This is a genomic window from Sulfuriferula plumbiphila, assembly GCF_009938015.1.
GTDB lineage: Bacteria > Pseudomonadota > Gammaproteobacteria > Burkholderiales > Sulfuriferulaceae > Sulfuriferula > Sulfuriferula plumbiphila.
On sequence record NZ_AP021884.1, the window covers coordinates 453,281 to 467,592 of the forward strand.

Here is a 14,312-nt window from a genome sequence, read left to right on the forward strand (position 1 = left end):
GAAATCGGCTGCAAATCCGCCTGGCCGGTGCATATTTCACCGCTTTTTTGGTCAATAGCTCGCCCAGCCGAATTTTGCGAGCATCCGCTGTGCGGATTGCCTGCTTGAACCTTTTCGCTACGATTCTTCCAGTCCGACAAGCTCCTATCGACAAGCTCCTAGGCTTTGTTCTGGAGCTCGAGCGTTTCGCAATCAAAAGAGGGGCTTCGTTTCCGATGGGCGGTTCGTTGCTGTTGGTGGGAAGAAAGTAGCGACTGGAGACGACTTTGACCTGTCTCGTGCCGAGCCACTTCGAGGCTGGCATGGCAGGCAAGATCATGGTCAGGCGGTAGGGATAGGATGGAGTTTCCTTACAAAAAAGTAATCTTCGCGTCATCTTTCTGTGGGACAAGCACAGGCAAACTGCTCACATCAAACATTCTTTTGTTTCCATGGTGGGGTTGGATGAAGAGATGGTCAAAGCATACAGTCGCAATCAGGAGCAAGAGGATGAACACTATAACCGGATCAAACTGGGCGCGTAGTCACCTTGGGCGGCTCACGGGTTTAAGGCCCTTTTGAGGGGTTCATCCAGTACCCACCCGGCTTTGCCGGGTCACTTGATTTAGGAATACCTTTATGTCGTCACCTTGCATCAACCGGGCGTCTTGGCGCCTCTTGATTTTCCTGATTGGTAGCACCTTGTTAGGCGGTCTCAGCCAGACCGCCAACGCCGCGGGAATGACACGACTACAAGCAATCGATATTGCTGTTCAAAGCAATAAAGATCTGCAAGCCGCGCGCTATACCGTGGAACAAGCGCGCGCGCGTTTGCTGCAGGCAGGGCTGCCGCCTAATCCACGGCTGGATATCGCTGCGCGAAATGATCTCATTTTTAGAAACCAGGGAGAGTACGCGGCCAGCATTGGCATCAGCCAGCAGTTCTCTGTAGTGGGCCGTATTGCCCATCAAAAAGAAGTTGCGCGCGTGGATGTGGCCTTGGCTTTGGCCGAGATCAGACAAGCCGAGCTCAAGCTGGCAGGCGATGTAACGTCCCGATTTTATCGCATCCTGGCGCTGAATCGTCAGATCGAGGTACGCGAACGTTTGATGGATGTCGATCAAAAACTGGTACTGGGTACACGTAACCGTTTCAAGGCTGCCGAAGTTTCCGAGCTTGACGTCAACACCGCTCAGCTCGAGCTACAGCGTCTAACTCAGGAACGCGCGCTGTTGCTGAGTCAGCGGATAACCCAACTGGCCCAGTTGAATCAACTTCTCGGAAGACCTGCAACACAAGCCATAGCGTTGAACGATGCCTTGCCGGCCAGTGACTCACTGCCGAGTTTGGCAAACCAGCAACGCCAGGCATTGTCGTCACGGCCGGACCTGCGTTTTGCACTGCTCAGCGCGAACCGGGCCCAGGCTAACCAGGCATTGGCGCGCGTGCAACGTTGGGAAGACTGGACTGTGGGCGTGGTGCTGGAACAAAGCCATCTGGTGATCGACGGGGGGCCATCCCAGGGAAGCAGCCGTGCCTTGGGGTTGAGCCTGTCGATTCCATTGCCATTGCGGAACAAGAATCAGGGGAACATCGCTGAAGCAGCAGCTACCGAAGCACAAGCTTACACGCGTATTGAAGCGCTCAAGCTCAGTATCGGCAACGAGGTGGCCAGCACTTACGCAGAAACCGAGCGTTTGCAACAGGCGCTATCGGAATACCAGCGCAATATGTTGGCGCTCAGCGCGCGCAACGTACGCCTTGCCCTGCAGGGGTACAACCAGGGGCTAATCCCTGTCGGTGACGTGGTTCGGATACAGCGCCAGCAGGGCGAGTTGAATATTGCCTATCTGGATACGCTCGATCAATACCTTCAGGCATTGGCGAGATTGCATATCGCCACCGGGGATTATGCCGGATATGTACCCGAGCAAAAGACACCATAGAATCATTTTGAAGGAAATACCATGCGAAATTTTTCCAAACCGCGTATGAGCAGTCAGCTGCTTAGGCAATTGCGCGGCCTGCTTTTTCTGGCCTTATTCACTGCGCCCGGCGCATTACCTTCCGCCTTTGCGCATGGGGGGGAGATCGAAGTGGGTGGCGGAGCGCGCGGTCCGGTGCAATTGAGCGCCGCACAGCAGAAGGCGATCGCCTTGCAGTTGGCGCCCGCCAGCTTCCGTCCACTCTCCACCGAGCTGAATCTGAACGGCGAGGTACAGTTGCAGCCTAATCGCCAGGCCGACGTCAGCCTGCGCATCAGTGGCCAGATCAAAGCACTGTACGCCAACCTGGGAGAGACGGTTCGGGCCGGCCAGCGTTTAGCGCTGGTGCAATCCCGGCTGGTGGGAGACCCGCCGCCCAGCGTGACCATTAATGCACCCATGAGTGGCGTGATCGACGCCCGCAATGCAGTCGTTGGCCAAGCGGTGGAACCCAACACGGTATTGTTCCATATCAGCGACCGTTCTCAGGTTTTCGTAGTCGCGAGCGTGTATGAAGAAGATATCGGCAAGATCAAGCCAGGACAGGAAACTCGCGTCCGCGTGCTGAGCTATCCGAAGCAGGTGTTCACCGGTAAGGTCACCTTGATCGATCCCAATCTGGACCCGTTGAACCGTACCGTGAAGGTGTGGGTACAGCTCGCCAATCCGCAGGGCTTGCTCAAACCCAACATGTTTGCTCGTGCCAGCGTTATTTTGCGGGCTAACGAGGCGGCGCTGACCATACCAAACGGCGCCATTATCGAAGCCAATGGCGAGAAATTCGTATTTGTTCGCAATGGAGGAAAATATAACCGTGTGGAAGTAAGTATTGGCGCCAAAGATGATGAATACAGTGAAATCACCGATGGCCTGGTACCTGGAGATGAGGTGGTGACCCAAGGCAATCGCCAGATCTACACCATGTGGCTTACCGGCGGCCAACCGAAAGCGGGGGAATAGGAGTCATGTTCAATCGCCTGATTGCCTGGTCGCTCCACAACCGCCTGATAGTCCTCGCTATCACGCTGGTCTTATTTGTCGCCGGCGGATATGCATTGCAGCGGATGTCGGTAGACGTCTTCCCCGAGTTCGCTCCACCCCAAGTGGTGATACAAACCGAAGCGCCCGGTATGGCGCCGCAGGATGTGGAGTCATTGGTGACCTATCCGCTAGAGAGCGCGATCAACGGTACGCCGGGTGTAAGCGACGTACGTTCCAAGACCTCCGTGGGACTATCGACCATTACCGTCATATTCAACGCAAATACCAATGTCTACCTGGACCGGCAACTGGTCAACGAGCGTATCCAGAACGTGACCGGCCGGCTTCCCGCAGGGACCAAGCCGCCGGTGATGCTGCCTGTCACATCGGCCGTGGGGTGGCTGGTTAAATATGCCCTGACCAGCAATACCTTATCCCCGGAGGAACTGCGCACGTTGTCCGACTGGGAAATCCGCCCGCGCATTCTGGCGCTGGGTGGCATCGCATCGGTGGTATCCATTGGCGGTGAGGTCAAGCAATACCAGGTACGCCTGGATCCAAGCCGAATGCTTGCCTATCAGATCAGCGCCGAAGAAGTGCGCAAGGCATTGGAAAAATCCAACACCAACGTGCCGGGCGCCTTTCTGCAGCATCCCGGGCAGGAATTGATCGTCGGCGGCGTCGGGCGCATTACCTCGCTGGACGACCTGAAAAATACCATTATCGTTATGCGCAATGGCGCCCCGATCACGATCGGCAATGTCGCGGAAGTCGCCTTCGGCGGCGAGATCAAGCGCGGCGACGGTGCCTTCGCAATGAAGAATGCGGTAATCGGAACCATTTCCAAGGCCTATGGCGCAGATACCCTTACCACGACGTACAAGGTGGAAAAAGCACTCGCCGAATTAAAAAAACAATTACCGGCGGGCGTCCAGATGGATACGCAGGTGTTCCGGCAGGCGAACTTCATCGAGGCCGCGATTCACAATCTGAACGTGTCCCTGCTGGAGGGCGCGTTGATCGTGATCGCCGTGCTGTTCGTGTTCCTGATGAACTGGCGCGCTTCGTTCATTACCTTTCTGTCCATGCCGGCCTCCTTCGTCGGCGGCATCCTGGTGATGCACGCTTTCGGCATCGGCATCAACTCCATGACTCTGGGCGGTCTGGCGATCGCCATCGGCGAAGTGGTCGACAACGGCATTATCACGGTGGAAAACGTGGTGCGGCGATTGCGGCTAAACCGCAATGCGGCACGTCCGTTGCCACCGATCGAGGTGGTGTTCGACGCGGTGCAGGAAATCCTCAACTCGGTGGTGTACGCGACGCTGATCGTGATCATGATCTTTCTGCCGATCTTCTTCCTGCAAGAACTGGCCGGGCGCATCTTCAGTCCCTTGGGGGTGGCCTATATCGCTTCGGTGACCGCTTCTTTGGTAGTGGCGGTGACCATGGTCCCGGCCCTATGCTATCTGCTGCTGGTGCGAAGCAAGGAAAAAACTCAGGATGAGGGTGTGGTCCTGCATGCCACGGACAGCCGCGAATTGCTTGCCGACACCACGCCGATTGGCGAAACCGGGGAACAGGAGACCCGTTTTGTCCTCTGGCTGAAACGTCATTTTCTGCGCCTCCTGAACCTGGCATTACGCAAATTTTGGTGGGTAGTCGGGCTGTCGCTGGTAGCGCTGGCGTCGTCGCTGGCCTTGCTGCCGTATTTCGGCCTGTCTTTCCTGCCGGAGTTTCGCGAAGGCAACTACATCATTGCCATGAACACTTTGCCGGGTACCTCGCTGCAAGAATCGATGCGCCTGGGCGCCCTGGTGCGTCAGGATCTGCTCAAATATCCACAGGTGGTCTCGATCGATCAGCGTGCTGGGCGCAGCGACCTGGACGAAGATGCGCAGCCGCCCAATTTCAGTGAATTTGACGTTCGGCTTGATTTTGCCAAAAACCCGAATATGACCGCAGAAACCTTGCTTGAGAAAATTCGCCAGGATCTGGCCGGGATACCGGGTGTCGTATTCAACGTTGGACAGTTCATCGCACATCGAATGGATGAAGTGCAATCCGGGGTACGCGCCCAGGTTGCCATCAAAATTTTCGGGAGTAACCTGTCCACGCTGTATCAACTGGGACAGAATGTCCAGCAGGTGTTGCATAGCGTACCCGGTGCGGTCGATATCAATCTGGAACAGCAGATCCGCGTACCGCAAGTCACCATCAAGATTGACCGCAGCAAGGCCGCCCGTTATGGCATGGCGGTCGGAGACATTGCACAGGACATCCAGATGTCATTGAATGGGGAAGTCTTGTCCAGCGTGAAGGAAGGAAGCCGTACTTTCGATCTGTATGTGCGCCTGGAGCCGGCCGCGCGTAACAGCATGGAAGCCATCCGTGACCTGTTGGTGGATGCGCCCGGCCTCAATCCCGATGGAAAGGCCAAGATACCGCTGCGGGAAGTGGCTGACGTAGAGGTTCAGGACGAGCCTTATTCCATTAACCGCGAAAGCGTACAGCGCTTGATTGTCGTCGCCTTCAACGTGCAGGGGCGGGATTTGGCAAGCGTTATCCGGGATACGCAGTCCAAAATCGATGCCCAGGTAAAACTGCCATCAGGCTACCACATCGAATTTGGCGGTCAGTTTGAAAGCCAGCGGCAGGCCAACCAGACACTATTGAGCTTCGGCCTGCTGGCCCTGTTTGGCGCCGCAATCCTGCTATACAAGGTATTTGGCACGTTCCGCGAGGCGCTGCTGGTGCTGTTCAACCTGCCGCTCGCCATGATCGGCGGTATCGTTGCGCTCTATCTCGCCGGGGCGAACATGAGTGTCGCAGCGGTGATCGGCTTCATCACGCTATTTGGCATCGCTACCCGCAACGGGATCATCCTGGTCACCCATTACAACCAACTGCGCAAGGAAGGAAAACCTTTGCAGGAAGTCGTGGTGCAAGGCACCCTTGACCGTCTGGTGCCGGTCTTGATGACGGCAGCCACCGCGTCATTGGGGCTGATCCCGCTGTTGTGGGGTTCGCCCGTCGGCAAGGAACTGGAACAACCACTGGCGCAGGTGGTGCTGGGCGGTCTGGTGACATCCACTTTCCTGAACATGATCGTCGTGCCCACGGTTTACAACCACATCGAACTCTGGCGCGAAAGGCGCCAAAGCAAGCTCAGCGCAGTTTAACCAGCCACACAGGAGGACTCACGGTATGAAAGCAACATTGATGAAAGTTTCAGGTTTCAGAGCCGCCGCTCTGGGAACAATACTGGCAAGTAGCCTGGTATTCAACCCGCTTGCGCACGCAGCGGAAAAAGCGGTCGCTCCGGTGCAAATTCCAGCTACCAGTGAAGCCATTTGGCGGTCGATAGATAAAGAAACTGCAATTTTGGACACGCTGATACGAACCGGTAAGCTTGAGGAACTGCACCATCACGCATTCGCTATCCGTGATTTGGTCGCGGCATTGCCCAGCCGTTCCGGCGCCTTGCCGGCCGAAAAAATAGCGCAAATCAAAGCCTCCAGCAAGTACGTCGCCACTCTGGCGGAACGGCTGGATGCAACAGGCGATGCGAAAGATAAGGCAGCGGCAGCGTCGAACTTGCTGAAATTGAAAGGGGTCTTGAAGACAATTCGGGCTAATTAGGGGGAGGTTTGACAAGCTCTTCCAGCGCCTCACGCCCGAAAAAAGAGTTCAGCCACATCAAATCCAAAACCCGAGTGCTGGTGGAGCACGTCTTCGGAAGTCAAGCGCAGATGGGTGGGCACATTGTGCGCACCCATCTGCAAACTGCGGGCAAGAGTCAAGATCAGGATGATGAATCTGGCCTACAACATGAAGTGTTTGGGGCAGCTGATCAAGCGTGATACGCAGGCGGCCATCCGAGCGCTGAACACCGATGACAGGAGAGATGCGTCCAGCGCAGCATAAAAGAGGGAAATCCTCATCCGGCCAGGCGCGACGGATCGCGACAACGAAACGAAAGGAAAGAAAATGATGCTCCGCTACTTCAAGTCATCGCCTCTCGGACGGGCCGCAGCCGTCCTCTTGATCACCGGCACGCTGGCCGCAGGCAACACCGCCGCCCAGCCGAACCAACCATCGGCGGCGCCGGCCGCAGCCGACTTTATCCAGCCGGTGACCCAACGCGATCACATTCGTGGCAATCCCGATGCGCCGGTCAAGATCGTCGAATTCGCTGACACTGAGTGCCCGTTGTGCAAGCGCTTCCATCCGACGCTGCAACGCATCGTGGCGGAATACCCGGGCAAGGTCGCCTGGGTGTTCCGCCATTTTCCTCTCGATAACATCCATCCCAAGGCGCGCAAGGAGGCGGAAGCCACCGAGTGCGCCAACGATCTCGGCGGCAACGAAAAATTCTGGGCGTACCTGGACCGTCTGTACAAAATCACGCCGAGCAACAACCGTCTCGACCCTGCAGAACTGCCGCGCATCGCGGAATACGTCGGCCTCAACCGCGCGAAGTTCGAGCAGTGCCTGGAAAGCGGCAAATACGCCCAGCGGGTGGCGGAGGATTTGGACGACGCCCTCGCCGCCGGCGCTCAAGGCACTCCGTATACCGTGGTTGTCGCCCCAAACGGCAGGAAGTTCGCCATTCTCGGCGCCCAGCCCTATGCCTCGGTGAAGCTGGTGGTCGAGATCGCCTTGCAGCAGAAGAAATGACCGCCATGGACAAGCCGCATCTCATCCGCACCAGCGTCGAAGCCGCCAAGGAAGTATTCGCGCGGCCGGCGTATCTCGGGCTGGCGGTGGCGATCGCGCTGGCCGCTTTTCTGGCGTCTCTCTGGATTCCAAATTACAAATTGATCGGCGCAGTATTCATCACGCCGGACGTGACACTCGATACCAAGCTGCAACTGCTGGCGAGCCTGCTCGCGGGGATCAGCACCAACTTTGGCGCGTTCGCCGCGTTCTCCGCCGCGACCATTCCCCTGCTGTTCGGCGTGGACATCGCCATGCTTGTTTATTTCCTGCGGCGCCGGCGCGCGCGGTTGCCGCACGGAGAAATTGCCGCCAGCGTCGGCGGCGCGGCGAGCGGGGTTGTCGCAGCCGGATGCGCCGCCTGCGGCTCGTTCCTGCTCGTCACCATCCTGTCATTCCTCGGGGCATCTGGAGCGCTTGCGCTGTTGCCGCTACAGGGTGGGGAACTGGGGCTGCTGAGCATCGCCCTGCTTCTCCTGTCGATCTTTCTCATCGCGCGCAAGATTGCTGCTCCGGTTGTTTGCGAGATCAAGCCACCTGCACAACCGCCCGGCAACGCACCACCCTTGGAGGAACGGCCATGAGCCGACAGAACGGTTGGATGCAGCAGGTGATGCGAAAGATAAGGCAGGAGCAGCGTCAAATTTATAGCGAGTCACGCTGCCCCCGAGTCCTACGTATTGCCGCTGATGTACGAGTGGGTGGAGAACCGCCGCGAACGCAAACAAGTGAAGTAAACCAGACGCGCGGCCCGTACGGGCCGCACGCAATCACCAGACAGGAGAAAACGCATGAAAGAAATCAAGGCTTATATCCATAACCACCGCATCGCCGATGTGATTCGCGCTCTCAAGGAGTCAGGACTGTGCAACACGGACGGAACGCCTGGCTGCCGCAATCTTGCCGTCATCCCGGTAAAAATCCTGCTCAAGGCGATGGATGCCAGGGAACAACACTATTCCATTGAATTGGCCGAGACAGTCATTAACGAATCGAAGCTGGAACTGGTTTGCGAGGATCACCAGGTGGACGAGCTGGTGGCCATCATCGGGCACGCCGCCCGCACCGGCCAGGCCGACGCAGGGTGGATTTATGTGACCGACATCGTCAGCGCGGCAGCCATCCGCTGGTTGTAGGAATGAACAAGGTGCAATTTTTGCGGGAGACCACGTTTTTTTGAAAGGAGCAAATCATGGGATTGTTTGAACGAATGCTGGGCAATTTGAGGGGCGGCAAATTCGGCGGACACCACGGCGGCTATCAAGGCGGCCACCATAGCAGCGGTTCCAGACACGGCGGCTACGGCGGTTATCCAGGCTATCCGCAGGGCACGGGCCCAGGCGGCGGCAATCCCGGCAATCCCTGCCCCAAGTGCGGCAGCGCCAATGCGGGCGATGCGCGCTTCTGCCAGCAATGCGGCACTTCCCTGTCGGCCGGTAAATGTTCCGGCTGCGGTGCCGAGCTGCCGGCGGGTACCAGGTTTTGCGGCCAGTGCGGAACGCCGGCGCGCGATGCCGGGGCTTAGCATCCTTGACGCAGCCATCCCAGTGTTAGGGTGAGGAATACTCCTTGATTCCCTCGGGGAAGATGTTGTTGATTCTCGCGCTTGTTCCCCTGGCCGGCGCTGTGCTGGCAGGGATCGGCGTAGGGCAACTGCGCACCAGGCAGTATGGGGGATGGTTTGCCGCGGGCGCGGTGTTCGCCGCCGCCGGGGCGAGCCTGCTTCCTGCCATGACGGGGACCAAGCCTGCCTTCGCCTTATTGCTGGGTCTCACTTTGGGATGCGTCGCAGGCATCGCCGTTTACGCGTTGACGGAATTCTTATGGCCCCGGAATCTGGCGAACCTGCGAGGCAGTCGTCGGGAGGTACGGGAGGTACGGAACGAGGAAGAACGTGTCGCAAATACCATTTTAGCCGTGCTGCTCGTCGCCTTTTGCATCGGTGTCGCGTATTCCGCGAAGATCGCCGAGTCCATGGCCGTGATGCTCTCCCTCGCCGTGCAGCTCTTTTGGCTCGCCTTCGCGCTTGCAACCCCAGCCGTGAAGTTTGCTGCACGCGCCACGATGGGATTGGCGCTCGCCGTTATCGTGCTGCTTGGCCTAATGGTGGGCATGGCGCTTGCGGAAGGATTAACCGGGGCAGGCCTTGTCGCCAGCCTTGCTTCGGGATTCGGTGCGGCCCTGTATATGGCAGTCCACCAGTTGCTTGCCGGTTTGGACAAGGGCAGTGAGCCGCGCGCCTTGGCTGCAAGCTTTTTATCAGGGTATGGCGCAGCGCTGGTCCTTGTGGCCGTTGTATAGGAAGAGGAGATGAACAAAAAAATGGATATCGGAACTGAACTTCTTTATGCCTCGCGCATGATGGTCGCTGCGCTGATAGGAGGCTTGATCGGCTGGGAAAGAGAACGCCATGCGAGCGACGCGGGCATTCGGACTTACATGGCGATCGCTATAGGGGCGTGCGCATTCAGCCTGATATCCGCCCATGTGGCCAATGATCCGACCCGTATCGCGGCACAAGTCGTCACCGGCATAGGCTTTATCGGGGCAGGCGTCATTTTCCAGGATAAGGGGGGCGTGGCAGGGCTAACGACCGCCGCAACACTCTGGGCGACAGCCGCAGTGGGCATGGCCAGCGCTTCACCGACCGCTTCGAGCGCATCTTCGTGCCCGTGGTGCTGATAGGCGCCGGGCTGCTCGTCGTGCTGCCGCCGCTGTTCGGCTTTCCGTTCGCCGAGTCGTTTTACCCTGCTCCAGACAGTGTCAGGAGCGGTTCGTCGCCAATCCCCATCTCTATACAGGGGTGCCGGGCGAAAAAGCGCCCAAGCGGAGGGGGATGGCGGTGATCAAGCAACGCCGTTTCCAGCTCGACCGGCCACTCTCCGCGGCGGGAGCGAACCTGCTCGGGGAGGAATTGCGATCGATGATGGGCATCCAGGCGGTCGGCCTCCACGGCGACACCGTGAGCATTACTTACGACCTGATCCAGGCGACGGCGGAGCAGCTCGAAGCGAAGATGGCGGAGGTGGGCGCGAGGCTGGGCGAGGGCTGGGCGGAGCGATTGCGCCGCGGCTTTGTGCATTATATCGAAGAGTGCGAAGTGGGCAGTCTCGAGGTGGATCCGCGCCACCGGCACGGACGCCCCCGGCACGGATAAGGCGGCCCACGCGGGCTATTTACCATATTTAAATATAAGGGGGCGATACTTTCATGACGAATCGGCATTTTTCTCATTCCGGCGGCGTGGACTGGGCATGGATCGCGGCGCTCGCCATCGGCGCGTTTTTCCTTTTCATGGAACACCGGGCGCATCTGCTCGGCATTCTGCCCTATCTGCTGCTCGCCTGCCTTGCGCTGCTCCTTTTCCTGGGCGGTGGCCATGGGCACGGCGGCCTGCATGATGCCGAGCACCCTTCGAAAGGAGCCGATCAATGAACCCGTCACCCCCCGCATATGGTTTGTGGACGCTGGTCATCATCAACTCGCTGGTGTTCATCATTTTTGCCTTCAGCTTCACCCGGCCGAAGACTGCGCGCGACTGGCGCTCGTTCGGCGCCTTTTCCGCATTCCTCGTGGCGTTGTTCACCGAGATGTACGGCTTCCGCTCACCATTTACCTGCTCTCGGGCTGGCTGCAGAGCCGTTATCCGAGTGTGAACTGGTTCTCGCACGACGCCGGTCATCTGCTGGAGGAGTTGTTCGGCTGGCGCGCCAACCCCCATTTCGGCCCGTTTCACGTGCTCAGCATCGTGCTCATCGGCGGCGGATTCATCCTGCTCGCCAACGCCTGGAAGGTGCTCTACGCGGCGCAGCGTACCCACACGCTCGCCACTGCCGGGCCGTATGCCTATATCTGCCATCCGCAGTACGTGGCTTTCGTGCTCATCCTGTTCGGATTTCTGTTGCAATGGCCGACGCTGCTCACGCTCGCCATGTTCCCGGTGCTCACCTATATGTACCTGCGCCTGGCGCGGCGCGAGGAGCACGAGGTGGAAGATGAATTCGGCGATACCTACCGGCGCTATGCGGCGGCGACACCGGCGTTTTTTCCGCATCTGCATCAAGCAAAGCTTGGGGCTTGAGCGCCAAAGAATTCGGGGAAACCCGGAATGGAAGGACCTGCCATCGGGTGCAATGATTGTTTAATGCAAAGGAGATCGAAAAATGAAAGCACAATACGTTCGCAACGCAGCAATCGCGCTTATCGCCGGCCTTGGGTTGATGGCCACCCCCCTCTATGCCGAGATGCCGGGCGGCAAGGATATGGGCAAGGGCATGATGGGCGACCAGAAGGGCGGCATGACGCAGATGTCCAGCATGATGCACGACACGGCCGACACCATGATGTTGATGTCGGGCGAGATTGGCAAGGGCGACATGAACGCAGCGCGGCAGAAGCAGATGTCCGAACGCATGCGGGAGATGTCCATAATGATGGATGACATGTCCGGCATGATAGGCAAGGGCATGATGATGGATGCCGAACAGCAGAAGAAAATGAGCGAGATGCGCAAGCAGGTGGATGCGATGCACAAGGACGCTGCGGCGGGGACCGGTACGAAGAAGCCCGCGCCGCATTTGCATCCGCGTGACGGTAAATAACAGGGGAAATGGGGTACCCGCAGGCCCGCTCTCACAAGCTGAAACCGAACCGCTTATGGAACCGATAATATTTAAGGAGGTGTGTCATGACTGACTTCTGGGAAGTGCATGCATTTTCGCTGGCGACGACTCTGGGTGTGGCATATATCCTATGCGCCATTTTCGATACGCTGTTTCCACCCTTCGGGCTGCTCGCCGTGCTTGCGCCGGCCAGCCCGTGGCCGATCTCCGGCAGTCCCATCGCTTTCCTGGCGGGATTCGCGCTGTTCACCGCCGCCGGTTTTGTGCTCGGCGCGCTCTATGGAATCGCGCAGAGATTCTGGAGCAAAAGACTGCGGTGAGGTAGCGTCATGGATCCGGATACCCTGAAAAGTATCGGCTAACAGGCGGCTACGGTGGCCCAAGTTAATGGGCGCCAGGAAAAGATGGGGTAACTCGAATGAATGGGCGCGGACAAGCTGCGATTCGTGGTGTTTGATAAGGAGGACTTATGAGCTACGTTGGATGGGGTTTTATGGGAATGCACGCGCTGTGGTGGCTGTTCTGGATCGCACTGATCGTAGTGTTCTTCACGCTGATTGAACCGGTGCCGCGAAGTCGGCGGCGCGAGACGCCGCTCGAAGTGTTGCAGCGCCGCTATGCCGCAGGCGAGATATCGTCCGAGGAGTACGAAGAGCGCAAGGCCAAGCTCGAACGCGACACGCAGCCGCACAAGTAACGCGGCCATTATTAACGTAAGCATGAGCGAGGAGGTGGATATGGACTGGTTAGCGCAGAACTGGGTATGGGTGGTGGTGTTCGCGGTATTCATCGGGATGCATCTGTTCGGCCATGGCGGGCATGGAGGGCGCGGTGGCCATGGCGGTCACGGCGGTTGTGGCGGCGGGGACGATCAAAAGCCTGCGGACGGAGCAGAACCGGGCAAGGACAAACCGCAAGGCCATCAACATTAAGGAGAACCGTCATGCTGAATATCAAGCTCGTTTCTTGGGCGCTCGGCTTGTGGGGCGCGGTCACTTTTGTGGTGTGCGTGATCTACGGGCTAGTCACACCAGAAAGCCTGCACATGCATGCGTTTCTCGAGCAAGTGCTGCCGGCGTTCAAGTGGCTCACCTGGTGGGGCTTCCTGCTCGGGCTCGCGGAGAGTTTTTTGTATGGCGTGTATGCCGGGCTGGTGTATGTGCCGATTTACAACTTTCTCAAGCGGCGCTGGGATAACGGCCAGCCGTAGCCGCATGGAGCCCCGGTGAATGCCGGGCCGCCGGTAGGCAGAGGTCGTACCGCAGCAGAGCTTGTGCCGATTCCGGATGGGTTGCCCCCGGAGCCGACAGTACCCAAAGAGCGTGGCAACCATTGGCATGATGATATGGAGGCGGAACATGGCGATCGATCCAGTATGCAAGATGAATGTGGAGCCGGAGAAGGCGGTGGCCAAAGCGGAACATGCCGGACAGGTGTACTACTTCTGCTCCGAGGCCTGCCACAAGGCGTTTACCGCCGAGCCGCAGAAGTATGCGGGCGGCGCGCAGGGTGGCAAAGGATCCTGCTGTGGTGGCTCGAGCTGCCACTGACATCACACGTGTGTTACACGCAGCTCAACGGTGCTGGTAACAACTGTGATGGTTTTGGTCGCAACGCAAACGACAACAACAGCCTCTATCTGTTTAGTTGGCTGTTGTTCTGAATTCGGTAAAAGAATAACAACAGGAAGCACTATAAGAAAGGAAAACCATGAAACTTGCGCTACTGGGACTTGCCGCTTCGACGGCACTATTGATTACGGGCCAAACCTTGGCCGCCGATGGCAAAGAGGTCTACAACAAATCGTGTGCCATCTGCCCAATATAGAATCGCCGAAGCTCGGCGACAAGGCCGCATGGGCACCACGCCTCAAAAAGGGTACCGATGTCTTGGCGGCTTCAGTGTTAAAGGGTATGGGTGCGATGCCAGCAAAGGGTGGTAACGCCACCTTGTCAGAGGCCGACATCAAGGCTGCGGTGGATTATATGGTGGCCCAGCTTAAGTAACAGGACATGCGTAAGAGGT

22 protein-coding genes are annotated in these 14,312 nt (G+C 58.2%); all 22 read left to right on the plus strand.

The annotated features are described in order from the left end of the window. Positions 1–720: 720 nt before the first annotated feature. The 22 genes from GZH91_RS02355 to GZH91_RS02455 all read left to right on the plus strand — a co-directional run bounded on the left by GZH91_RS02355 (position 721) and on the right by GZH91_RS02455 (position 14,293). Positions 721–1,926, plus strand: coding sequence for a TolC family protein (locus GZH91_RS02355; RefSeq protein WP_161984154.1), 1,206 nt, complete (start codon positions 721–723; stop codon positions 1,924–1,926). Between the two features lie 21 nt (positions 1,927–1,947). Then, positions 1,948–2,925 (plus strand): efflux RND transporter periplasmic adaptor subunit, encoded by a 978-nt coding sequence (locus GZH91_RS02360; protein WP_198415371.1) that lies wholly within the window; start codon positions 1,948–1,950, stop codon positions 2,923–2,925. 5 nt (positions 2,926–2,930) lie between these two features. After that, a complete protein-coding gene (locus tag GZH91_RS02365; protein ID WP_147073639.1) occupies positions 2,931–6,128 on the plus strand; it encodes an efflux RND transporter permease subunit in 3,198 nt (1,065 codons plus the stop codon). A gap of 25 nt (positions 6,129–6,153) precedes the next feature. Then, positions 6,154–6,588, plus strand: a complete 435-nt coding sequence (locus tag GZH91_RS02370; RefSeq protein WP_147073638.1) for a transporter — start codon at positions 6,154–6,156, stop codon at positions 6,586–6,588. Between the two features lie 8 nt (positions 6,589–6,596). Further along, the gene (locus GZH91_RS02375) at positions 6,597–6,809 is read left to right on the plus strand and encodes a hypothetical protein (RefSeq protein ID WP_147073637.1); all 213 of its coding nucleotides are present in this window, start codon (positions 6,597–6,599) and stop codon (positions 6,807–6,809) included. A gap of 127 nt (positions 6,810–6,936) precedes the next feature. Continuing rightward, positions 6,937–7,626: a DsbA family protein gene (locus GZH91_RS02380; RefSeq protein WP_147073636.1), complete on the plus strand. Its 690-nt coding sequence runs from the start codon at positions 6,937–6,939 to the stop codon at positions 7,624–7,626. Then, positions 7,623–8,249 (plus strand): hypothetical protein, encoded by a 627-nt coding sequence (locus GZH91_RS02385; RefSeq protein ID WP_147073635.1) that lies wholly within the window; start codon positions 7,623–7,625, stop codon positions 8,247–8,249. Before GZH91_RS02380 ends, GZH91_RS02385 begins: the two co-directional genes overlap by 4 nt. Before the next feature lie 207 nt (positions 8,250–8,456). Further along, positions 8,457–8,801 carry a P-II family nitrogen regulator gene (locus GZH91_RS02390; protein WP_161984155.1) on the plus strand — a complete coding sequence of 115 codons (345 nt, stop codon included), beginning with the start codon at positions 8,457–8,459 and terminating at the stop codon, positions 8,799–8,801. A gap of 56 nt (positions 8,802–8,857) precedes the next feature. Next, entirely contained in the window at positions 8,858–9,190 is a 333-nt protein-coding gene (locus tag GZH91_RS02395; protein ID WP_161984156.1) for a zinc ribbon domain-containing protein, read from the plus strand. Between the two features lie 62 nt (positions 9,191–9,252). Continuing rightward, positions 9,253–9,966, plus strand: coding sequence for a hypothetical protein (locus tag GZH91_RS02400; RefSeq protein WP_161984143.1), 714 nt, complete (start codon positions 9,253–9,255; stop codon positions 9,964–9,966). 9 nt (positions 9,967–9,975) lie between these two features. Next, entirely contained in the window at positions 9,976–10,347 is a 372-nt protein-coding gene (locus GZH91_RS02405; protein ID WP_232522207.1) for an MgtC/SapB family protein, read from the plus strand. Positions 10,348–10,501: 154 nt separating this feature from the next. Continuing rightward, positions 10,502–10,822: a hypothetical protein gene (locus GZH91_RS02410; protein ID WP_174861863.1), complete on the plus strand. Its 321-nt coding sequence runs from the start codon at positions 10,502–10,504 to the stop codon at positions 10,820–10,822. Positions 10,823–10,875: 53 nt separating this feature from the next. Further along, on the plus strand, positions 10,876–11,100 hold the full coding sequence (locus GZH91_RS02415) for a DUF2933 domain-containing protein (RefSeq protein ID WP_147074281.1): 225 nt from the start codon (positions 10,876–10,878) through the stop codon (positions 11,098–11,100). Beyond that, positions 11,097–11,321, plus strand: a complete 225-nt coding sequence (locus GZH91_RS18495; protein WP_223264597.1) for a hypothetical protein — start codon at positions 11,097–11,099, stop codon at positions 11,319–11,321. Before GZH91_RS02415 ends, GZH91_RS18495 begins: the two co-directional genes overlap by 4 nt. Further along, positions 11,318–11,746: a methyltransferase family protein gene (locus GZH91_RS02420; protein WP_223264598.1), complete on the plus strand. Its 429-nt coding sequence runs from the start codon at positions 11,318–11,320 to the stop codon at positions 11,744–11,746. Before GZH91_RS18495 ends, GZH91_RS02420 begins: the two co-directional genes overlap by 4 nt. Positions 11,747–11,828: 82 nt before the next feature. Then, entirely contained in the window at positions 11,829–12,266 is a 438-nt protein-coding gene (locus GZH91_RS02425) for a hypothetical protein (protein WP_147074283.1), read from the plus strand. An 86-nt stretch (positions 12,267–12,352) separates the two neighbouring features. Beyond that, positions 12,353–12,607 carry a hypothetical protein gene (locus GZH91_RS02430; protein ID WP_147074285.1) on the plus strand — a complete coding sequence of 85 codons (255 nt, stop codon included), beginning with the start codon at positions 12,353–12,355 and terminating at the stop codon, positions 12,605–12,607. Positions 12,608–12,756: 149 nt separating this feature from the next. Beyond that, a complete protein-coding gene (locus GZH91_RS02435) occupies positions 12,757–12,984 on the plus strand; it encodes an SHOCT domain-containing protein (protein ID WP_147074287.1) in 228 nt (75 codons plus the stop codon). 40 nt (positions 12,985–13,024) lie between these two features. After that, positions 13,025–13,219 carry a DUF2933 domain-containing protein gene (locus GZH91_RS02440; protein ID WP_147074288.1) on the plus strand — a complete coding sequence of 65 codons (195 nt, stop codon included), beginning with the start codon at positions 13,025–13,027 and terminating at the stop codon, positions 13,217–13,219. Positions 13,220–13,230: 11 nt separating this feature from the next. Next, on the plus strand, positions 13,231–13,497 hold the full coding sequence (locus GZH91_RS02445) for a DUF5676 family membrane protein (protein WP_147074290.1): 267 nt from the start codon (positions 13,231–13,233) through the stop codon (positions 13,495–13,497). A 148-nt stretch (positions 13,498–13,645) separates the two neighbouring features. Then, positions 13,646–13,837: a YHS domain-containing protein gene (locus GZH91_RS02450; RefSeq protein WP_198415372.1), complete on the plus strand. Its 192-nt coding sequence runs from the start codon at positions 13,646–13,648 to the stop codon at positions 13,835–13,837. 30 nt (positions 13,838–13,867) lie between these two features. Beyond that, on the plus strand, positions 13,868–14,293 hold the full coding sequence (locus tag GZH91_RS02455) for a c-type cytochrome (protein WP_223264599.1): 426 nt from the start codon (positions 13,868–13,870) through the stop codon (positions 14,291–14,293). Positions 14,294–14,312: the final 19 nt, after the last annotated feature.